The organism is Cohnella sp. GCM10020058, assembly GCF_042683485.1.
In the GTDB taxonomy this organism is placed as follows: Bacteria; Bacillota; Bacilli; order Paenibacillales; family Paenibacillaceae; genus Cohnella.
The window spans coordinates 226,224-249,641 of record NZ_JBHUJV010000015.1; the positions used below are offsets into that span (position 1 = coordinate 226,224).

Below are 23,418 nucleotides of genomic sequence, written 5' to 3' on the forward strand. Positions count from 1 at the left end.
TCCTGTTGTATAATTTGCATCTGGCTCCGTACCGGTTCGGTTGCAGTTCTCTTTTTTATATCTGTGTCTATAGTCGCAACCGCCGTTCAATCATTACCTTACGCGTATAAAATTCCCTCCCCATCCAAATTTCCGACATTCTTTTATCGAAAATATAAAAGCCAAAAGTAATAGATTCGCTTAATTTTTACTTAATTTTTCAATATAATAATTCGTTGTACCTATGTAAATTGTTGCATAAGACCCAGGGGGCGCAATTCAAGCCTAGTGGAGCCCAGGGGCGCGGCCGCAAGCGACAAGGAATTCGCCACGGCTTGTCGAATCTCAGTGATACACGAGAGAAGACGGGAGGCGAGCGCGGTGGATACGAGGCAATGGATGTCGGTGCTGCTGTGTCTTGCGACGGCGCTCATGCTGTTCGTCGCCTGTCTCTCTTATCTGAAGCGCCAGCAGCCGATGGCGCGCACGATGATCTGGATGATGACGACGGCATCCTGCTATGCGATGGGCTACACGTTCGAGATCGTGAGCGAGAGCCTGCGCGAGGTCAAGCTGTCGTACCAGCTGGAGTACGTCGGCATTCCGTTCGTATCGGCCTTCTGGCTGCTGCTGGTGTTTCAATTTACGGGTTTTGCCGCCCGGCACCGGAGGCCGGCCGCGATCGGGATTTTCCTGATTCCGACCGTTACCTTCCTGCTGCACCTCACCAACGGCTGGCACCATCTTCTCTATCAAGCCTACGTTCCGAACGCGGAGGGCCTCGTTCCCGTTTACAATACGATCAAGGGTCCCTGGTATCCGATCCACGCGGTCTACAACTATACGATTCTGCTGTTCGGCATTTTGCTGTTTCTCCCGATGTACCTGAGAGCCGTCCCGATCGTCCGCAAGCAGATCGTCGTGCTGATCGTGGGCGCAGCGGGTCCGATCCTGTTCAACATCGCCTATATGTTCAACAAGGAGATCGATTTCACGCCGCTTGGTTTCGCCTTGTCGGGTTTGGTATATGCCTGGGGTATTTTCCGCTTCCGGCTGCTGCGGCTGACGCCGCTCGCTTACGCCAAGATGTTCGATACGATCCGGGACGGCGTCATCCTGCTGGATTACGACAATCAGGTCGTAAGCCACAACGACGCGGCGACGGAGGCGTATCCCGGGCTGCTGCATGCGGCAAAAGAAGGGCCGGTGCCGGCCCGCGCGCTGCTCGCGGAGAGCCCCGGGCTGCTGGACAGATTGACGTCGGCGACGCATCTGGACGAGCGGTTCCCGCTGGCGCGCGCGCTCGGGGACCGGATGCGGCACTACATATGCAGCATCACCCACATTTACGACACCGGTACGGCCCCGATCGGGAAAATGATCATGCTGAGCGATGTTACGGCGCTGCGCGAAAACGAGGAGCGGCTGCAGGAGAAGTCGGAGCGGCTGACACAGCTGAACGCCTTCAAGGACAAGCTGTTCACGGTGATGGCCCACGATATCCGCGATCCGATCGCGCTGCTCGTCAGCTTGACCGAGATTCTGGAGGCGGAGCCGGAAGAGCCCGACCGGGCGAAGGCCGAGGTGCTGCCCGAGATCAAACGACAGGTGCGCAGCACCTATCAGCTTGTGGACAATCTGCTCGACTGGTACCGCAGCCAGAACGGCACGATTGCGTTTCGCCCGCAAGCCTGGAACCTGCAGCAGGTCGTCCGCCAGGCGCTGTCGCTGGCCGGCGCGAGAGCCGCCGCCAAGCATATCCGGATCGCGGAGCGGATCGACGACAGGCTGACCGTGAACGCGGACAAGGAGATGCTCGACCTCATCTTCCGCAACCTGCTGGCCAACGCGATCAAGTACACCGACGTCGGCGGCCAGATCGCGGTGAGCGCGACCGCCCGCGGCGGCGAGGTAAGCGTGTCCGTGAGCGACGACGGGCGAGGGATCGACGAGGAGACGGCCAAGCTGCTCCGGCGCGACGAAATGTACTTCAAGGAGCCCGGCTTCGCGAGCTCGGACGGCGGCGGAGAGATGCGGTTCGGCCTCGTGCTTACGCGCGAGTTTCTGCGCATGCACGGAGGCACGCTCCGATTTGCGAGCGCGGCGGGACGGGGCACGACGTTCTGGTTCACGCTGCCGGGCCATGCCGGCGGGGATGCGATGACGGATAAAGACGGATGGGCGGTGAGCGACGATGAAAGTGATGCTGGTTGACGACGAGCCCGTTATGCACCTCATTATGAGGAAAATGCTGGAGAAATATCCCGGACTCGAGGTCGTCGGCACCTTCGCGGATGCGTCGTCGGCAGCGGCGTTCCTGAACGAACGGGAAGACGTGGACCTGGCCTTCGTCGACATCTCCATGCCCGGCGGCAGCGGCCTGTCCTTTGCAGCCAAGCTGGATCAGGCAGGCGGCAAGCCGCAGATCGTGTTCGTCACGTCGCACAAGGACTTTGCCGTGGAAGCGTTCGAGCTGTCCGCGCTCGACTACCTCGTGAAGCCGGTGACGCAGGAGCGGCTGGAGCGGACGGTCCATCGCGCGCTGGAGAGCCGCAAGGCGCTGGGAAACGCGGAGGCCGCGGGTGCCCCTGTCCAAATCCGGGAACGGGTGACCGTGTCGGTGCTGGGGGACTTCGCCGTGCAGAGCGAGCGGGGGCGGGTGAAGTGGATGTCGGGCAAGAGCGCCGAGCTGTTCGCGTACTTGCTGCTGAGCCGGGGCAAGCGGATCTCGCGCCATCGCCTGATCGCCGAGATTTTCGCGGGCATGACGGTCTCGAACGCGGAGAAGTATCTCAACACTGCGGTCTACCAGCTGCGCAAGTCGCTGGAGCCGATCGGCCTGCGCGAGTCGGTCCGTTCGGAAAACGACGGGTACGTGCTGGAGCTGGACGACGCAGCCATCGACTACGAGACGTTCGAGCGGGAGACCGCAAGGCTCGGCAAGCTTCACGCCGGCAATGCGGCCGAAGCCCTGAATGTCGACCGGCTGTATACGGGCGATTTGTTCGGCGCCAAAGCCTATGTCTGGGCGGTCCAGCATACGGAGAGGCTGGCGAATCGCTATGCGGCCTTCGTGCGGGCGGCTGCCGCCGCGCTGCTTGACGTGCCGGACACGGCCGCCGCCGCCAAGCTGCTGCAGAAGCTGCATGCCCGCAACCCCTGGGATGAAGCCGTCGTCGGTCTGCTGATGCGGGGGCATGCGATAGAGCGCGATAAAAAGAGGCTTACCGCGCAGTATACCGATTACGTGAAGCTGCTGAGCCGCGAGCTCGGTATCAAGCCGTCCAAGGAGCTGCTGCTGCTCTACGATTCGCTCGTCAGCGGGCTGTCGGATAGCGCGAACCAGAACGCCAGCCAGCGTGCCGATTAATATTTTTATAGACGCGACAAAACGCCGCCAAGCCTTGATGCGAAGCGGTTTTTGTCTTTTCTTGGCGAATTCTTTCATTATTCTTTTATCAGGATTCCGTAGACTTATCCCTAGAATGCTCGCCGTCCGTCCGCATCGGGTCGAACCTGTCCCGGCGCCGCGGCAAGCGAGGGAGGGGTAGGCGTACTGTGGGGAAAAAAGGAATGAATTGGCGCGGGGGCGCGCTCGTATGGCTGCTTGTCGCAAGCATGCTGGGCAGCGCGATTCTGCCGAATTTTGGAGGCGGATCGGCTGCGGCGGCAACCGCGCAAGCCGCGGAGGTCATCGCGTCAGACCTGGGGGCCTTGGCCGCTGCGGGAACATCCGCCGACACGGCGGGGCACTGGGCCGGCGGTACGATGGCGGAGTGGCAGCGTCTCGGGCTGATCAACGGCTTCCAGGACGGCACGCTGCGTCCGGATCAGGTCATCAGCCGGATCGAATTCGTCGCGCTGGCAAACCGGCTGTTCGCATACAAGGGTACGGCGAGCCTGAAGTTCGCCGACGTGCCGGGGAGCGCCTGGTTCGCTGCCCAGGTGCAAGCCGCGGTGGCGGCAGGCTATATAGACGGCTTCCCTGACGGGACGTTTAAGCCCAATCGGCAGTTGACCCGCGCGGAGGCGGCCGTCATGCTCGCGAAGCTCGTCCCGGTCGCCGAGCGCGACGGGGCGGATGCGCTGGGCGCGTTCGGCGACCGGAGCGACGTGCCGGCCTATGCAAAGGCTGCGCTGGGCGCGCTGGTCGAAGGCGGCTACGTTCAAGGCTTCGCGGACGGCACGGTGCGTCCCGGCGGCAAGCTGACACGCGCGGAGGCCGTCGTGCTGCTGGACCGGATCCGCACACAGTCCGCGATTGGCTCGGGCGGCGGCATCGTGCCAGCCGCGCTTCGCTTGGCTACGGCAGGCGCCTACGGTCCTGCATCCGGCACCGCCGAGATCGCCGGCGACGTCGTTATCGACGCGCCCGGCATCACGCTGCGCAACGTCAGGGTGCGCGGCAATCTGACGGTGGGCGCAGCCGTCGGCGAAGGGGATGTCTATCTGAAGGGCGTCGCCGTGGGCGGGAGCACGAACCTGCAGGGCGGCGGCGCGCACAGCGTACATATCGACGACTCGCAGCTCGGGACGGTCGTCGTCGAGAAAAAGGACGGCCGTATTCGGATCGTCGTCGGCGGATCGACGGTCATCGCGCAGATGGACGTGCATACGGACGCGAATATCGAGTCGGACGGAACGGTGCAAGGCGGCGGGATCGCCGGCATCTCGATCACGGCGACCGGCGAGGTCGTGCTGTCGGGCAGCTTCGGCAAGGTCGAAGTCGCCAGCGACGTGACGCTGACCGTCAGCGCGGGTACGATCGAGACGCTGCAGGTCGGGGAAGGCGTGAAGTCCGCCGCGATCAAGCTGGGCGACGGCGTCGCGGTAAAGAGCGCCGAGCTGCATGGCGGCACGCAGGTCACGGGAACCGGGACGATCGGGCATGCCCTGGTGGACGCGGCGAACGTACGCTTCGAGACGAAGCCCGCGAACGTGGAAGTGACGGAGCGCGGCGGGGCAGCCGGCAATACAGGCGGCAGCGGCGGCAATGGCGGCAATGGAGGCGTGCAGCCTACGCCTACGCCAACGACCGCGCCAACGACTGCGCCAACGTCCACACCGCCGGTCGATACGACGATAACGGTCGTCCCGACGCTTGTTCAAGCGCGCGCCTCCAGCCTCAAGGTGGCGCTCAATCCGGTCGTGCCGGGCCTGACTGCGGCCAGCTTCGCCTTGAAGGACGCCGCGGGCGGCGACGTCCCCGTGACGTACGCAGCAACGCTTGACGGCGGCGCAACATACGCTTTGGCTGCTGCGTTGTCAGAAGGCGCGACGTATACGCTGACGATCGCCAAGACGGGTTACAGCTTCGGCGCGGGTCTCTCCGTCGCGGTCCCGGTCACGCAGCCGGAGGACATCGACGTCGCTGCCTCGCTCGTCGGCGCGGCCGCGCCGACCGGCTTCACACTGGCGCTGAACGGGCCGGTCGCCGGCTTGACGGCAGCCGATCTCTCGCTGACGCACGGCGGCGAGTCTGTGGACATCGTGTCAGCCGACAGCGCCGACGGCGGCGCCACCTATGCGGTCGCAGCAGCCCTGACGGCGGGGGAGCGCTACGTGCTGACGATCGCCAAGCCGGGCTACCGATTCGGCAGCGGTCTGACGATTGACGTGCCGGCGGAGGGGACCGAGGAGATCGCCGTCACGCTGTCGCAGAGCGGTACGGCCGGCGCGGCGGGATTCTCCGTCGCCCTGAGCGTGCCGATTCCGGATCTGTCGGCCGGGCAGTTCCAGTTAACGCACGGCGCAGACAGCGTGACTGTGACGAGCGCCGTCAGCGAAGACGGCGGCGCTGCGTATGCGATCGCGGCTTCGCTGACCGAAGGCGCGACGTACCGGCTGACGATCGTCAAGGCGGGCTACGGCTTCGGCAGCGGCTTGACCTTCACGGTGCCCGCAGGTCTTGTCGTCGTCAAGCCGAGCGTCAGCCGACTTACTTCCTCCGGCTTTGTTTTGTCGCTCGACAAGCCGGTGCCGGAGCTGGAGATGGACAGCTTTACGATTACGGGCAGCGACGATACGGCCGTCGGCATCAACATGCTGGAGACCGAAGCCACGCATCAGATCGTCGAGGTATACGCGCCGCTCGAGCTGGGCGACACGTATACGGTATCGCTGAACAAGCCGGGCTATGCCTTTGACCAACCGCTGGCGCTGTCCGTGCAGGCGACCGAGTCGCCTTCTACGATCGAATGGGTGTCGTATCAGGGCTTTTCCGTCCGCTTCGGCTCGCCGGTGGCGGCGTTGACCGCCGACCGGATCTCGCTGACCGGGGCGTCGGGCGCGGCAGTCGCCGTGCAGCGCGTACAGCTTGCGGCGGACGGCAGATCAGCCGTCGTGACGGCCGATCTGTCTGCAGCCGGCGCCTACGGGTATCGCATCGCCGTCGCGGATCTCGTCTTCTCGGGAGAGATAGATGTACCTGAGACGATCGCCGTCAGCCGCTACACGACCTTCGAGTCGGTGAATTACGTGGATCAGGGCTTACGGGTGCATTTCAGCGTTCCGGTCCAGGGGCTGCCCCCCGAAGCGTTCGAGCTGACGCACCGGGACGGCACACCTTATGCGCTCACGTCGGCGACGACGGACGACGGAGGCTGGAGCTACCTGCTCGTGCCGGAGCAAATGACGTACAGCGACTATGCGCTCGACGTGCGCCATGCGGGCTACGACTTCGGCGGCGCGCTGCAAATCATCCGTCCGACGATTAACAACTGGGGCGGTCTGGCCGACCTGGCCGCGTTTATCGGACTCAATCCGTCCGTGCCGACGACGATGGACAACTATCGGATTACGGACGCATCGGGCGCCGCGGTAACGATAAAGGCGCTCATCCCGATGCAGAATGCGTTTATCGCCACATTTGAAGGCGCACGAGGCCGCAGCTACGACGTGACCGTCGTCAAGGAAGGCTATGACTTCGGCGGTCCGCACCGGATCAACGTTTACGCCCGCAATACGATCGTCGATCCTTCCAGAACCGGGTTTACGCTGGCGCTCAATCCACCTGCGGCGATCGATACCGCGCACGCCTTTTCGCTGCACAAGGCGAAGGACGGCGCGGCAGTCGGCAGCGCGCTGCGGATCGATTCCGTCCAGACGACCGACAACGGGGCCAGCTACAAATTCGCGGCCGCGCTGACGCCCGGGGACTACAAGCTGTCGGTGGATGCCGGCATTGAAGAGGATTCGTTCTACTTCACGGTGCCGGTCGTCGCTACCTTGACGGTCGATCGTATTACAGGCAGCGGACTGACCGCTGTCTTAAGCGAAGCGCTGCCCGATCTGACCGTCGGCAGCTTCGGACTTGTCCAGGCGGATACGGGCGCGCCGGTTACGATCGATTCGGCGACGACGACCGATCAGGGCCGCACGTATCGACTGTCGGCCGAGCTGTCCGGGGGCAGCTACATGCTGCGGCTGTACGGCCATCTGCCGAATGAGGGCGTCCCGTTCCAGGTTGCTCCTACAGTGGATGCGGGGATTCCGACCGTCGACCGCATCGGCGCGGACGGCTTCGACTTGACGTTCGACAGCGCCGTGCCCGGCTTGCTGCCGGCCGATCTCGATCTGCGCGACGCGAGCGGCAGCCGTCTGGGCGGCGTGACGCTGTCCACCGCGAACGGCGGGGCCAGCTACCGCGTCCATGCCGGCCTGACCGGCGGAAGGGACTACAAGCTGACGCTGAGCAAAGACTTCTTCCGCTTCGCCTCGCCGGTCACGTTCCACGTCGGCTACTTCCTGTCGGCAACAATCGTGCAGACGACGCTGGACGGACGCATCGAGGTCCGCTTCTCGTCCGCGCTGCCGCAGGCGCAGTATGGCGGCGTGTTCGCCCGCGACGAAGCGGGGAACGATTATTACCCGTACGAATACGTTATGGCCGGCGGCGGCACCGTCTATCGGCTGCGGCTCCCGACTTTCTCGTCCGCCCATACGTACAGCATCGCGCTGAATCCGGCGGCCGCGCCGGAGCTCGCGGACTACGCGTTGACCTCGCCGACGTTCGGGTTCCCTTCGGGGATCTCGGCAGCGGACGGCACGGCGGCGGGACTCACGGTTCGGTTCGCCACGCCCGTCGACGGACTGAACGGCGCCAGCTTCACGATCCGCGACGCCGCGGGCGCAGCGGTCCCCGTGACCGGCGCGTCTACCGGGGACGGAGGCGGCAGCTATGCGCTGAAGGCCGCGCTGACGCCCGGGAAGTTTTACACGGTACAATACAAATCGTCAGCTGCATATCAGCAGACGGAGCCGGTCTCGTTCGCCGTGCGCAAGTCGCTGGCGCCAACGATCAAGAACGTGACGTCTACGGGCTTCACGCTCCAGTTCGGCGAGAAGGTCGCGGGCCTGACAGGCTCGGAGGTCGTTCTGCGCGATCCGAGCGGCGGCGTCCTCGGCACGCACCTGTACAGCTTCGCGACGACGGACCAAGGCTTAAGCTATCAGTTCCGCTACACGGTCGGCGCCGGCGCCGTCGAGCCCGGCGCAGGCTACACGCTCGACGTGCAGCGCGACGAATTCGCGCTCGACGCGCCGCTCGCGTTCGATATTCCGATTCCGGCGAATGTCCTCGTCTCGCTCACGACAAGCACGGATCTGCTGCTTGCGATCGGCAGCTACGGAGGCGAAGAGCTCGGCCTCGTCAAGGGCAGCTTCGACCTGCGGGACAGCAAGGGACGTCCGGTATCGTTCGCGATGGCCGATCTCGGCGGCGGCTCGTACAAGCTGACCGGCACGTTCGACGCGCAAGAGACGTATACGCTGACCGTATCCAAGCCGGGCTACGACTTCGGCAAGCCGCTGACGTTCGGCCTCAGCATCGCGGTCGGCATCACGACGATGCTCCAGAACCAGCAAGGCTTCAGGCTGTTCCTTAGCCCTCCCGTGGCCGACCTGGGCATCTCCGAGATCGTGATCAAGGACGGCAGCGGCCAGACGACGGCCGTGACGGCGGCAACCACCGCGGACGGCGGCGCCACCTATCAGGTGTCCGCGAAGCTGACGGCGGGCAAGACTTACACCGTCACGATCGTCAAAACGAATTATACGGTGAAGTTCTCGATTCCGTTCAGCCTGAATAGACGGGCAGCTTCGGTTGATATGGCGTCGGTACGCGGCTTCCGGCTGAACTTCGACCGGGCGGTGAACTGGAGCAGCGAGTTCAAGCTCGTCGTCATGGACGAGCAAGGCAATGCCGTCAAGACAAGCGGCATCGTATCCAAGGATAACGGGCTGAGCTACGAGATCGATGCGGCGCTCGTGCCGGACATGAACTACACGGTCACGCTCACCAAACCGGGCGACGACTACGGACCCGGAATTCCGCTGATCGTCCGCAAGGCGCAGGCGACCTTCGACGGCCTGGTGCCGGGCGGCAGCCGGATCTTCCGGCTGTCGCTGGACCGGCCGATTGCGGACATGCGGCCCGCGGAATTCGTCCTGCGGCGCGCTTCCGACGGACGGCGTCTCCCGGTGCTGTCGGCCGAATCGGCGGACGGCGGCTCGACGTACGCGCTGACCGCCGACTTCCTGCAATCGGAGAGCTACACGATCGTTCCGGAAAAGGACGGCTACGCCTTCGGCGATCCGATTCCGTTCAGCGTGCCGATCTTCGAGCGGACGGCCGTGACCGGCGCAAGTCCGCGCGAGATCAGGATCGGCTTCAACCCGGCCGTGCCGGGTCTCGACGAGAGCAGCTTTGCGCTGCGCAGCGGCGCAGGTGCCGTGCTGCCGGTAGGTTCGGTCTCGACTGACGACGGCGGAGCGACCTATCGGATCGTCGCCGATTATACGGGCGGGCAGACGTATACGGTGTCGGTCGCCAAGGCCGGCTACGAATTCGGCGACCCGCTGACGGCGGATATTCCCGATGCCGTGACGGCCGCGATCGCGGCGGTCTCCGAGACGGGTCTCACCGTGTCGCTCGCGCCTGCCGTAGGCGGACTGTCCGCTTCCAGCTTCGCGCTGCGGGATGCGTCCGGACATGCGGTCGCGCTGACCGGCGCGAAGACGACGAACGGCGGCGCTGCCTATGTTCTGAGTGCGGCACTGACGGGCGGCAACGGCTATACGCTGACGATCGCGCTGGCCGGGTACGACTTCGGTTCGCCGATGACGCTGAATGTACCGATTTCGGTCAACGCCGCGTATTCGGACGTTCGGACGGGCGGCTTGACGATCCGCCTGGCCGCTCCGGTCCCGGGTCTTGGCGCCGCGAATGTCACGCTGCTCGATCAGGACGGCGCTCCGATCCCGGTCGCAGCCTTAACGACGACTGACGGAGGTTCTACCTATTTGGTGCAGGCTGCGCTCCAGGCGCAGCGGCGCTACAGTCTGCGTCTCGCAAAAGCGGGCTACGATTTCGGCGCCGATGCAGGCTTTGTCGTGCCGCTTGACGTACAGACGGAAGTGCCGGCGCTGCTGACGACCGGCTTCACGATCAAGCTGAACAGGGCGGTACCCGGACTGACCGCAGGCAATCTGACGCTGAAGGACAGCACCGGAAAATCAGTCGCCATCACCGCTTGGACGGCGTCCGAGGACGGGCTGTCCTATCAAGCGGCTGCCGAGCTCGCTGCGCATGAGACGTACGCGCTTCAGCTCCTCGCAAACGGCTATGATTTCGGTCCGGCCCTGCAGCGCGAGGCGCAGCCGGCGATCGTCCTGTCGGCGAGCGGCGTCTCGGAGGTCGGCTTCGTGCTCAATCTCAACGATGCCGTGCCGAATCTGAAGCCGGGCGACGTCTATTTGACGAATGCGTCCGGTACGCGGATCCAACTGAATGCGACCTCGTTCTTCGATTTATCCGGCGCTGCCCAGACCGGGCGACTCTACCAGGTCGTCGTATCGCTGACGAGAGGCGAAGCCTATGCGATCGACGTCCGCGACCCGGCGCATCCCGCGGCTGCACCGCTGCAGGTTATTTTGCCGATCCAGGTTCAGGCCCAGGTGTCCGGCGTCTCGAAGAACGGCTTCACGCTCACCTTTAACAAAGCGGTTCCGGGTCTCGGCGCGAACGGGATCGAGCTGTTAAACGAAAACGGAGAGCCGATCGCCATCGGCCGTGCGGTCGCGGGGGAGACGGAAGCGAAGTATACGATCGACGCCAAGCTGACTGAGGGACGCACTTATACGCTCAAGCTGAACAAGACGGGCTATAGCTTCGGAACGGGCGCGGGCATGCAGGTGCAGGTACCGATCGTCGTGACGGCCACCGTCTTGAATCCGAACGAGTCGGGCTTCACGATCGTGCTGTCCGAGCCGGTGCCGGATCTGGATATCAAGCTGTTCAAAGCCGGCTTTTTCAACGCCTATTACGATCTGACGATTACGACGCCGGACGGGGGACGGACCTACCAGGTTGGGGTATCGTGGCCAAGCGACTATCCGCTGACGCTCACGCTGTCCAAGCCGGGGTACCTTCTGGGCGCCGACCAAACCGTGCAATACGCCAAGAAGCCGCCCGTTATGCTTCTGGCCGTATCGGGCGCGGACAGCGCGAGCGTGCTGCTGACCTTTGACGCGCCCCTCATATCGATGGAGACGAGTGCGGGATTTGCGCTGAAAATCAATGGCCAATGGCAGAGCGGCGTCAAGTCGTACTTTGTCAACGCGACAACGGTCAAGCTGACCTGGAGCGGGGCGCTCCTCCGTTCGACCGACGAGCTGGCCGTAGCCTATACCGGCGTGAATCGTGTGAAAGGCGTGAACGGCGCATTCCTGACGCAATTCGCCGCCGTGCCGGCGCTGAATACGTCGAGCGAGCTCGGCCTCGTGCAGAGCTACGTCGACAGCCGGAATGCCGATACGCCGGCGGCGATGCTGCATGCGCAGTTCGGACGCTCGGCGCTCGAGACCGCGAAGCTGCTGCGGGAAGGCGGATTCTCCGCCTCGCTCTACGCGGCCGCCGTCGGCAAGGAGTATCAACTGGACTTTGCGGCCGTACTCGGACTGCTGTACAAGATGGACACGGATGCGTCCACGGCATTCGGCGCCGTACGGGCGACGCGATATTTGCCGAATACGCCGGACACGTGGATCGCGGGCTTCCTTGCCGCCGGATACGCGCCGGAGGAATTCGCCGGCAGCTTCCGCGACGTCGGCTACCAGACGCGAGATATCGTGCGCGGACTTAAGCTGGGGGGCGTGTCCGCGAATACGGCGGCGCTGGCGATGAACCGCGCGCTCCATGAAACGGGCGACAGCGCCGTGACGCAGCTGCGCATTCTGTACGGGCCGGCGGACACCGCTGGCGCCGTGCGGAGCGCATACGGTCTGACGGATGCGGGTACCGTGCAGGCGCTGGCGGCCGGCGGCATGTCCGCGGCCGATGCCGCCGCGGCGATCAAGACGCTGTTCGCCGCCGATGCGGCGACGGCGGCCGGACTGCTGAGCGGCGCCGGTTACCCGGCGAAGGCCATTGGCGCAGCCGTAAGGCAGCTCTATACGTTCGCCGACGCGGCAGAAGCCGTCCGGGCGCTCTCGCAAGCGGGGCTGTCCGGCGCTGATTTGTACGCCGCGGCCAGCGGTATCTTCTCGCCGGCGGAAGCGGCGGCGGCCATGCTCGGCCAAGGGCTGTCCGCGTTCGACGTGGCGGATGCGATTCGGGCGGCCGGCGGCGGCGCGGCGACGGCTGTCGCGGCCCTGCTGAGCCGGGGCGGAGATCCTGAGGCGATCGCCCGCCAGGTGATGAGCGCATGGGGCACCTCGCTGACGCTGCGGGAGACGGCAAGCCAATTCGTACAAGGCGGCTTCAGCAAGATTCAGGCTGCCACGCTGCTGCGCATCGTCTACGGAGCCGATACGGCCTCCGCATACGAAGCGCTCGAGCCGATGTTCCATCCGTGGGGCTTCGATGCCAAGGGGCTGTTCACGACGCTGCTCCAAGGCGGCTACGATCCGGCCTTGGTTGCGGATTACTTCCTGAAGCACGTGTATGCCGGCCGCGCGCCGGTGCTGGAAAACTTCCTGGAGGACGCACATTACCCGCTTGCGGCTTCGCTGACCTACGTGCATGAAGCCGTGACGGCGGACGGCACGGCCTATGCGATGAAGGACGCCGTCCGGGACATGTTCGCCACCGGTGCGCGATACTCGGCGGAGGAGGCGCTCGCCGCGCTGCGCACCGCGTATGCCAACGACGCGGCCGAACCGTCGACTGCAGGGAATCTCGCGGCGGGCATGAGCGAAATGTATTCATTCTATGACTATCAAAGGGCGCTGATCTCGCAGTTCGGCCAGACGATGCCGATGTGGATCGATCAGCAGACGACGAATTGCGCCTGCGACGCGGCGAAGCTGGCCAAGGATGCGAAGTTCCTGTTCGGCGCCTCGTCCATCGGAGACATTACGACGAAGATGAGCGCCACCGGCAAGTTCACGCTGCAGCAGATCATCGAAGGTACGATCTCGCTGTACCCCGGCAATTCGCGGGAGTCTCAGATGTCCGCGCTCACCGCCGTGCTGAGCGGCACCGGGTATCCGATCGGCGAGCTCGCGGCCGTTTACGACAGCGAGGGCTGGGACTGGATCAAGGTGTTCAGCCGGTACGGCATCGCGGCCAAGGAAGCCGCATTGTACCTGCAGTCCAAAGGGCTGACCGAAGACCAGATCATCGTCCGTCTGCGTCCGTACCCGCTCAAGGATATCGCGCTCGTGCTTCGCGAGCAGTACGGACTGGACGAGTCGGGCGCGATTGCGGCGCTGCTGTCCATACAGTTCTACGATCAGGACGAGATCGGATCTGCGGTCGCCTGGGCGTTCGGCGGCAATCCCGTCGCGCTGTGGGTGAAGACGCTGAAGGCGCAAGGCGCGTCGGCGGGCTCGGTCATCAACCTGCTCGCATCCCGCTATACGGAATACCGTGATCCGAGCGTATCGGGTCCGGCGCTCATCCGCGGCGGCTACGGCATGGAAGAGGTCATACAGGCGCTGATCGCCCGTTCGAGCAATCCGAATCTGCAAAATACGATCGCCGTGCTCAAATCGCTGTACGCGCAAGACCAGGTGACGGTCGCGCAGCTGCTGGCCGCATCCGGCAGCGCTGCGCCGGCCGACGGCATCAGCTTCCTTAAAAACGCGAAGTATTCGCAAGCGGAGATCGCCCGCAGCCTCAAATCCTATTACGGGCTGGAATCGGGCGAAGCGGCCAGGCTGCTCGCCGACGCTTACCCGTCCGAGCTGACGAAGGTCATTCAGACGGTGGCGGGCATTTACGGCGACAGCAAGGCGGCTGTCGCGGCCGCCGCGCTTGCGGCCGAGGGCATTACCACGCTGGAGGCGGCGATTCCGTACTTGCGGGATGCCGGCTTCGGGCTGCAGGATATCGCCGCCATCGCCCGCGATCGCTTCGGCGCGCCGCTCGGTCGGACGGCACAGGCCCTGCTGGCGCACAGCGGCGAACGCGACAGCGTCGTGCTCTATGCGGCGGCGGGCGTCTACGGCCAGACGGTCGAGCATGCGATTCGCGAGCTGCTGACGGCGAACGGACAAGCGTCCTTCGCCGATGCGATCGCCTATATTTACGCGCAGCAGCGGTTCGATCTGCGGACGGGCGCGATGCTGGCGAAGGAAGAATACGGTCTTTCGTCGGGACAAGCGCTGCAGGCATTCCGCACGTTCGGCATGTATAAGGACAAGGACGTCGTCGCCACGGTGGCGGGCGTGTACGGCATGTCCGGCGACGCGAGCGTCGTCGATTCGCTCGAAGCGAGCGGCATGCATACGTTGACCGATGCGGTATCGTACCTGCTGCGGATGAACTTCGATCTGCGCAGCGTCGTCCGCGTCGGCCGCGAGCACTACGGACTGACGCAAGGTCAGACGGCGTCGGCGCTTGACGCGTCGGGCTTCTTCGATGGCAGCGGCAGCGATGTCGTCGCCGCGATCGCCTCCGTATACGGACAGACGATGAGCCAGGCGCTGGTCGCCGTGCTGGACGGGCTGGGGGCAACGACGTTCGAAGCCGCCATTCCGGATCTGCGTGCGGCGAACCTGACGCTGGACGACCTCGTGCTGGCCGCGCGCGATCACTACCGGTTGACCGCCGGTCAGACGCTGGGCGCGCTGCTTCCGATCGCCGCTTACCAAGCCGGCGCAGTTACGGCCGCGGTGCTCGAGTATTACGGCAAGCCGTTCGCGGAGAGCGCAGGAGACCTGCTTCGCAGCGCCGGAGCCGCCAAACTGCAGGACGGCGCGCCGATCCTGCGGCAGATGGGCTATTCGCTAAAAGAGATCGTGGCGGCTTCGCGGTCTTACTATGGCTTGACCGCCGAGCAGACCGCCGAAGGGCTCGCGGCGCTGGACTTCGACAGCGCATCCCTGATCGCGGCCGCCGTAGCGGACGTCTATGCGCCGGCTTCGGCCGCCGATGCGGACGCGGTGCTTGCCGGCGGCGAAGAGATCGCGGATCCCGCTGCCGCCGCAAGGCTCCTTTGGCAAGCAGGCATTCCGCTGGGCAACATCGCCGGCGCGCTCAGCCGTCATTACAGTCTGACTGCCGGCGAGATTGCCGCCGTCTTGGCAGGCACGGCGCTGTTCGATCCGGCCACGATTGTGTATGTGCTGGCATCAAGTGCGGGAGGCTTAACCGGGGCCGCTCTGGCTGCGGTGCTGAGCGCCGTAGGCGTAAGTTCCGCTGCGGACGCCGCGGGCATGCTGAGGCAGGCCGGATATGGCGCGAATGACATCGCAAGTGCGCTTATGAATGGCTATGCCCAATCGGAGGCGGCTACGAAGACCATCCTGTCGGGACTTGGCGTCTATACGGCGCAAACGATCGAAGCCGCCGTGAATCAGGCACGCGGACAAGGCCCGACGTCGGCCGACCTGCTGTCGGACGTCCTCGAGCTGTACGGGGTGACGACGCCGGAAGGCGCGGTGGCTTTCCTGAAGCAAACCAACAATTCGCTGACCGACATCGCGACGCAGCTCAAAAACCGCTACAAGGCAGACGCCGCGCGCGCGACCGAGCTGCTCAAGCCTTACGCCCAGGCCGGAGACATAGCGCTGGCGATCGCAGCCGTCTACTATGCCGATACGAATCTGGCATATCTCAAGCAGATGGTGCCGGCTGCCTACGCCGGCAATCCGACCCATATGGCCGGCTATATGTCCGGTAAGTTCCCGCTGTCGGACATCGTGCTCGCGCTCAAGTTGCTGTTCGGTCTCGACGCGCTCGGCGCCAAGGACGCGATGATCAACGTAGACGCTTCACCGGATCAGATCAACGGCAAGATCGCGGAAGTGTACGGCGTCGATCCGGTGCTTGCGCTTCTGACCCGGATGAAGGCTGAGGGAGCCAGCGCGAGCGATATCGCGGTCGAGATGCAGCGCAACGGCAAGCTCGAGGTGAGCGACAGTTATCTGGTCGATACGCTCGCCGCGCTCGGCTACGACGGGGCGACGATCTTGAATTTGCGGTACAGATCCTTTAACCGCGGTTTTAAAAATGAAGGCACTGTCCAGGAACAGGCTGCGCTGCTCATCCGGTTCGGCGTCAATACCCCGGCTGCGATGGCGGACTTCCTGATGTACAAGAGCTATGGCGGCAGCTCCGCGGGCGTAGTCGCGATGATGACGATTATGCGCGCGGGTCTGCCGAACGCTTCCATCAGCGACATCGCGCTGGCGGTCTCGGGCTACGGCTTCGGCCGGCTGCCGATCGAGAATGCGATGCAGGCGATGGGCGAGCTGAGCGGCAGCATCGCGGAGGAAGCTATTCTGAAGCGGCTGGGCTACAGCGCCTACGACGCGGCAGGCTTCGTAAGCCGCATGTTCGCCAGCCGGAACGATCGTTTGCGGCTGCTCGCCCTCAACGGCTACAAGCTGACGGACTATTTGAAGTATGTCTATTACGGCGCGGAGTCCGTCGCTTACCTGAAGCAGACCGGCCTTGGGGCCACGGAGATCGCGGTCGCGATCGTCCAGTCGGGCGCGTCGAATAACTATGCGATCATCGCGCAGGACCTGAAGCAAGGCGGCTTCACGGATCTGAACGAGGTCGTGAAGGCGGTGTACAAGGCGGGACTTCGTCCCGAATGGATCCCCGACTATCTGTACGGCATGGCGCCGCTGCAGGATATCGCTCAAGCGATGGTTAACACCGGCGAGATCTCCCTCACGGTCATCGTCAAGGCGCTGCAGATCGCGGAGGCGAACAACAAGCAGATCTATAACATCGTCAAGGCCATCAGCAAAAACGAGCAGGCCGCATTCCTTGGCGAGCTGTCCGCGGTCGAACGCCGTGCGCTCGGCGACGACGAGGCCGCGATTATCGTGACGCTCGGCACGCTGCGCGGCGCCGGGTTCAGCGCGCACGAGTCGGCCGACCTGCTCACGAACGACATGGGCGATTGGATGAAGGCCACCGCGATGCTTATCCTGAGCGGCTACGAGTGGGACGATGCGCTCGGGGCGGTGTGGGACGAGTACCGCGCGGCGATCGGCGTGTTCATCCTGCAGTCGATGATGGGCAGCGCGATCTCGAACTTCATGAAGGACTTCCAGAACTACTGGAAGATCGGCAAGATCGTTCTTAAAATCGTAAAACGCGAATTGTCCTGACGTTAAAACGAGAAACGGAAGTCTCCTTCCCTTCAAGCATGGGGGAGGAGGCTTCTTTTTTTATTCGTTCAGAAAGTATAAATTTGGGCGGCAATTTTACGAAAAGGTAGGCGGGCTTTCGGCGTACCGGAGCTTTATGGCAGTTTGGCGGGCAGAAACCTGCATTTATACAGGTATTATCTGCCGATATGCGGTACTTGATGAAATGCCTGCAAATGTGCAGGTAAATTCGTAGCACAAGCCGGAAACCCGACTGACGGAGGAAAATACCTGCGTTTTCGCATCTTTTTTTGTCCAATGGGGCGATATCGGCAAAAAAAGATGTACATTTGCAGGCATTGCGGCGAAAGAGCGTCACGGGCGACGATACGCGGTACCATGGGAAAGGCCGACAGATATGCCGTTGACAAGCGTTGCCCGCAAGGCCGGTTTCGGATATCCGCCAAATTTAAAAGGACTGTCAGGGGCCTGTTTCACTGGCGGGTTCTTCTAAACGTACTGTAAGCAAAAAAAGCGACGTTACAGGAACGACGAGGGCGCTGGAGCGTGCTGCAAACGATAATAGTGCGGTTACAGGAGCAAGCCTATACGTGAGCATCGAATGTGCAGGTAACACATCCTTATTATTCCGAAGGGGCTGTCGATGCGATGTTCTTGCGGATTTCTTGTCATTCAGACAGGTGGCGGCACCTTTTATAGCTCGATTTTTACATTTAGCATTGCCAAACGCAACCTAAACAAATTATAATGCAAATTAAAGAAATAAAAACGAAACAAAATAGAAAGTTAAAAACAAGTTAAAGCTTGCTTCGGCAAGCGGAGCAGAACATGCAAAAGGTGCAGAACATGCAGAGGGTGCAGAACATGCGGGAGGTGCAGAAGATGCAGGAGGTGCAGAAGATGGGAAGTATGCAGAACATGCAGCACATGAAGCCGGTGAAAAGCTCGCTGCAGGATTTGCTGGGCACGGAATACGTGGATGCCGTCGCAGCCGCAGCCGCGTTTATTACCGACCTCAGTCTGGAGGAGGCGCAGGAGATCGCCTGCGAACCTATCGAGTTTATGCCCGAAGCCTACATTCGGAGAATGGATGGCTTATTATCCCAGGTAGGGAGTCAGGTCGTGCCAGAGATGAAGGGCGCGCATGACGGGGCTCCGACGGATGCATTCCGGAAAGCCGCCAACCCCAAAGCCAGTCCGCTCGGGGGGCTCGGATATTACCGGTTGGGAGAGGATGGGAGGCTGTATCTCATCACCAAGAGCGAGCATTACCATACGCCGCTCGGCCACAATTTTCCCGGCTACAAGCTGATTGGCCGGGCGGAGCGGCTGGGCATTACCAATGCGACGCACAACAACACGCGCGGCTCCATCACCCGCCTGCTGGAAAGGGAGCTCGTCCGCACGGCCAACGGCCTTGCCAGGGAGGACGCAGGCGCGCTGGCGCAAATATTAGATTCACGCGAGCCTCACGTCCTTAATCGGGTCATCAATCTGGAGACGGGAACGTTGGCCTGCGAGGCCGCCATCAAGATGATGCTGGCGCGGTTCTACAAGCTGGACGACACGTTTCCGGATCCCAAGTATAAGGACAGGATGCCGGTATTCCTCGTCATGGCCGACCACGACGGGGGCAGCCAGGCGAATTACCACGGCACGACCATCGTCGCGCAGACGATGCGGGGGCTGTGGCCGGGAATCCGGGAAAAGCTGCAGGGAGAGATCATGCAGACCTGCCCCGTGCGCATCAACGACTTCGCGGATTTTAAAGCCAAGTTCGAACAATACAACAAACCGCCGTACAAGGTCGCCGGATTTCTGCACGAGATCGTCCTGATGAATTACGGGGGCATTTTGCTGGAACCGTCCTATTTGCAAAAAGCGTATGCGCTTTGCCACGAACACGACACGCCGGTCATGTGCGACGAGATCCAGTCCTGCATGTGGTACCCCGGCATGTACCTGTTCAAGGAATACGGTCTGAACCCGGACTTCGTCGTTATCGGCAAAGGCTTCCCGGGCGGCCAATACCCGGCATCCCGCGTCATCACCACCGCCGCGATGGACACGCTCAATCAATTCGGCGCGCTGGTGACCAACGGGCAGGAAGAGCTGGCGGCGCTGGCCTATCTGATCACGATGAAATTTTCCGAGGAAAATGCGGATTACATTCGGGAAATGGGCACTTATTATGAAGAGAAGCTCCAGGGACTCGCGGAGCGTCACGGCGGGCTGATCGAGAAGGCGGAAGGCAAAGGCCATCTGTCCACGCTGTTCTTCCGGCAGCCCGAAAAGGTTACGGAATTTACCGCGATTCTTAACAAGAACTGCATCGATATCAGCGCGCAAACCTATAAGGCGAAATGCCCGCCGGCAGCATTAACGAAGCCGCCCGTCATCGCGACGCAAGCCATGATCGATTACTTCGTTCATCGGATGGAAGAGGTCCTGCATCGCTTGAACGATCCCAATTGACGAGAGAGAGTGTGCGCATCGTATGGAAGAACTCGATATCGACGAGAGAAGAAAACGAATCCTGGATTTGCTCCATCGGGAAGGAAAAATCAAAGTCGCCGAGCTGAGCAAGCTGTTCGGGACTTCGGAGGTCACGATCCGGAGCGATCTGGACGAGCTGGCGGCGCAAGAGCTGCTGCAGCGCACGCACGGCGGCGCGATCAGCACCTACAAATCCTATTACAACATGAATTTTCAGGATCGCATGGAGACGCATAAGGCAGAGAAAAAAAGGATTGCGGTCGAAGCGGCCGCGCAGATCTCCGACGGCGACACCCTGATTCTCGGATCGGGAACGACGCCTCTATACGTGATGCGCGAGCTCAAAAACCATAAAAACCTCATCATCATTACGAACTCCCTGTCGATCGCGCAGGAAGCCGGCTTCGGCCGGAACGTCCATGTCGTGGTCCTGCTGGGCGGCAACCTGAACGTTCCCTATCAATTCGTCTCGGGCGACGATACCATCGGCCAATTGAACAAATACAAAGCCGACAAGCTCATTCTCTCGTCCGACGGCGTCAGCGCGGATTACGGGATCAGCACGTATCATCACCTGGAAGCGGAATTGTACCGGCATATGATCGCCAGGGTGGACAAGACGATCCTGGTCGCCGACTACACCAAGATCGGCAGATCGAATTTCTCGCTGATCGAGCGCGTCGAGAAGGCGGATTGCCTCATCACGAATCAGAACGCCAACAAGGAAGAACTCGAAGCCTTCAAGGAACGGGGCATCGAGGTTCGGCTGGTTTGACTATAATTTGCTGGAGACGGTGATGAACATGAAGATCGGCGTAGTCAAAGAAATCAAGAACAACGAAAACCGGGTGGCGCTCACGCCGGGCGGCGTCAAGGAAATGGCCGGACACGGGCATCAGGTGTTCGTGGAGTCGGGCGCGGGCGAAGGCAGCGGCTTTGACGATTCGCAGTATACGCAGGCCGGCGGCATCGTGATGGCAGACAAGGCCGGGCTGTTCGGGCAAGCGGATCTCATCGTAAAAGTGAAGGAGCCGGTGGCGTCGGAATACGAGCTGTTCAAGCCGGGACAGGCGCTGTTCGCGTATTTGCATCTGTCCGCGGATCTGCCGCTGACACGGATGATGCTCGAGAAAAAGCTTGCGGGCATCGCGTTCGAAACCGTGCGGCTGCCAAACGGCCAGCTTCCCTTGCTGGCGCCCATGAGCGAAGTGGCCGGCCGGATGTCCGTTCAGATCGGGGCGTCCTTGCTCCAGAAGAACAACGGCGGCATGGGGATCCTGCTGGGCGGCGTGCCCGGCGTAAACCGCGCCGAGGTCGTCATCATCGGCGGGGGCGTCGTGGGAACCAACGCAGCCAAGATGGCGATCGGCGCCGGCGCGAACGTGACGATTCTGGATGTCGACAAGAGCCGGCTCGTGTATCTCGACGACATTTTCGGCGGCAAGGTCACGACCCTGATCTGCAACGACTACAACGTCGCGGAGGCCGTCAAGCGGGCCGACCTGCTCATCGGGGCGGTACTGATTCCAGGCGCCAAGGCGCCGAAGATCGTGAAGGAATCCGTCGTCATGACGATGAAGCGCGGATCGGTCATCGTGGACGTGGCGGTCGACCAGGGCGGCTCGATCGAGACGGTCGACCGGGTGACGACGCACGACAACCCCTACTACGAAAAGCACGGCGTCGTGCACTATTCCGTCGCCAACATGCCCGGCGCGGTACCTCGCACCTCCACCTTCGCGCTTGAAGCGGCGATGCTCCCGTACTTGGTCAAGCTGGCGAACAAAGGGATCAAGCCGGCGCTGGCGGCGCATCCGGATCTGCGTCTCGGGTTGAACACCTACGAAGGAGCGGTGACTTGCCGTCCCGTGGCGGACAGTCTCGGATTCGCTTATGCCGACCCGTTCTGATGCTGACCGCTCCGAATACCGGCACCGCTATACGATCGGACTGGATCTTGGCACTTCCGCGGTCAAAGGCGTGCTCCTGTCCGCGGCGGGCGAGGTCGTAGCCAGGGCGAGGACGGAAACCTGGCTGGACGCATACCCGGACGGGCGAGTCGAGTTCGATGCGGACGAACTGTTCGCGCTGACCGCGGACACGATCCGCCAATTGACTGCTGCGCTGCCTGCGGGGGGCGGCGTAGCGGGCTTGTGCATGGCTTCGGCGAGCGGGAATACCGTGCTATTGAACGAGCGGGGCGAACCGATGCGTCCGGCGATCAGCTGGATGGACGACCGCGTCACGGACGAAATGGAAACCGCGCTCGGCAGGCTTGAGCCGGCGGAGGTTCACGAACGGACCGGTTGGCCGCTCCTGAAAGCGTTCCCGCTTGCCCACCTTTCCTGGCTGTCGGTTCATGAGCCTGACTTGCTGAAGCGGTCGGCCAAGGTCGGCATGAGTACGGAATACCTCCTTTACAGGCTGACGGGCAAGTGGGCGATCGACCCGTCGCAGGCAACGACCTTCTACTTGCAAGACCAGCAGGCGAAGGGCTGGCATGCGCCATACCTGCGCGCGCTCGGCATCCCCGAGAAAAAGCTGCCTCGAATCGTCGCGACAGGATCCCTCCTGGGCTGCATCACCGAGGTGGCTTCCGCGCTTACGGGGCTGCGGGCCGGCACGCCCGTGGCCGCCGGCTCCTTCGATCATCCCGCCGCCGCGAGAGGAGCGGGCGTGCTGGACGAGGGCCGGCTGCTGCTCTCCTGCGGTACTTCGTGGGTGGGCTTCACGCCGCTGTCCGAACGGAGCCAAGCGGTCGGCAACGGCATGCTGACGGATCCGTTTCTCCAACCAAACGGTCCTTGGGGCGCGATGTTTTCGCTGCCCGCGATCGCCGTATCGGTGGACCGGATCGTTCGCGAATACATTTCCGATGCCCCGGACAGGTACGAATTGTTCAGCGCGCTCGCCGCGTCCGCCGCGCCCGGCGCCGGCGGTCTTCTCCTCAACCCCTTGCTGGAAGCCGAAAGCGGCCGGTGGGCTGGCGTCGCCAAAGCCGATCTCGCGAGCGCGGTCATGGCAGGCACGGTCTATCTCCTTCGATCGCACATCGATCGGCTTGCGCGAGCGGGCATCCGCTTTACGTCCGTCATGATGGTCGGCGGACCTTCGGACACGCATCCCTGGCCGCAGATCGTCGCCGACGTGCTCGGCGTGGAAGTCCACACGGTCAATGGCTCCTGCGCCGGCGCCGCGGGGGCTGCGCTGCTGGCAGGCGTGGCGGCCGGCCTTTACCCGGACGAGAGAGAGGCATTCAAGCAAGCGGCGTTTCCGAAGCTGACGAGACAGCCGGATCTCGAGGCGCATGAAGTATATCGGCGGCAATACGAGGCGTTTGCCAAGCGATTCCCTACTGAATAATGGAGCGTG

7 protein-coding genes are annotated in these 23,418 nt (G+C 62.8%); all 7 read left to right on the forward strand.

What is annotated here, in order from left to right:
• Positions 1-360 precede the first annotated feature (360 nt).
• Complete coding sequence (locus ACFSR7_RS25830; RefSeq protein WP_378166588.1) at positions 361-2,193, forward strand: sensor histidine kinase; 1,833 nt, start codon at positions 361-363, stop codon at positions 2,191-2,193.
• Positions 2,174-3,349, forward strand: a complete 1,176-nt coding sequence (locus ACFSR7_RS25835) for a response regulator (RefSeq protein ID WP_378166590.1) — start codon at positions 2,174-2,176, stop codon at positions 3,347-3,349. The genes ACFSR7_RS25830 and ACFSR7_RS25835 overlap by 20 nt, the downstream gene beginning before the upstream one ends.
• Positions 3,350-3,552: 203 nt before the next feature.
• Complete coding sequence (locus ACFSR7_RS25840) at positions 3,553-17,550, forward strand: S-layer homology domain-containing protein (RefSeq protein ID WP_378166591.1); 13,998 nt, start codon at positions 3,553-3,555, stop codon at positions 17,548-17,550.
• Between the two features lie 900 nt (positions 17,551-18,450).
• The gene (locus tag ACFSR7_RS25845) at positions 18,451-20,025 is read left to right on the forward strand and encodes an aminotransferase class III-fold pyridoxal phosphate-dependent enzyme (RefSeq protein ID WP_378166593.1); all 1,575 of its coding nucleotides are present in this window, start codon (positions 18,451-18,453) and stop codon (positions 20,023-20,025) included.
• Positions 20,026-20,047: 22 nt separating this feature from the next.
• Positions 20,048-20,821 (forward strand): DeoR/GlpR family DNA-binding transcription regulator, encoded by a 774-nt coding sequence (locus ACFSR7_RS25850; RefSeq protein ID WP_378166595.1) that lies wholly within the window; start codon positions 20,048-20,050, stop codon positions 20,819-20,821.
• 28 nt (positions 20,822-20,849) lie between these two features.
• Positions 20,850-21,956, forward strand: a complete 1,107-nt coding sequence (ald, locus tag ACFSR7_RS25855) for an alanine dehydrogenase (protein WP_378166597.1) — start codon at positions 20,850-20,852, stop codon at positions 21,954-21,956.
• The gene (locus ACFSR7_RS25860; RefSeq protein WP_378166599.1) at positions 21,940-23,409 is read left to right on the forward strand and encodes a xylulokinase; all 1,470 of its coding nucleotides are present in this window, start codon (positions 21,940-21,942) and stop codon (positions 23,407-23,409) included. The genes ald and ACFSR7_RS25860 overlap by 17 nt, the downstream gene beginning before the upstream one ends.
• The last annotated feature ends 9 nt before the right edge of the window (positions 23,410-23,418 follow it).

Bases quoted from the DNA above. Each gene is read 5' to 3' on its own strand.
- ald (WP_378166597.1), top strand. From the start codon at position 20,850: ATGAAGATCGGCGTAGTCAAAGAAATCAAGAACAACGAAAACCGGGTG.
- ACFSR7_RS25845 (WP_378166593.1), top strand. From the start codon at position 18,451: ATGGGAAGTATGCAGAACATGCAGCACATGAAGCCGGTGAAAAGCTCG.
- ACFSR7_RS25840 (WP_378166591.1), top strand. From the start codon at position 3,553: ATGAATTGGCGCGGGGGCGCGCTCGTATGGCTGCTTGTCGCAAGCATG.
- ACFSR7_RS25835 (WP_378166590.1), top strand. From the start codon at position 2,174: ATGAAAGTGATGCTGGTTGACGACGAGCCCGTTATGCACCTCATTATG.
- ACFSR7_RS25860 (WP_378166599.1), top strand. From the start codon at position 21,940: ATGCCGACCCGTTCTGATGCTGACCGCTCCGAATACCGGCACCGCTAT.
- ACFSR7_RS25850 (WP_378166595.1), top strand. From the start codon at position 20,048: ATGGAAGAACTCGATATCGACGAGAGAAGAAAACGAATCCTGGATTTG.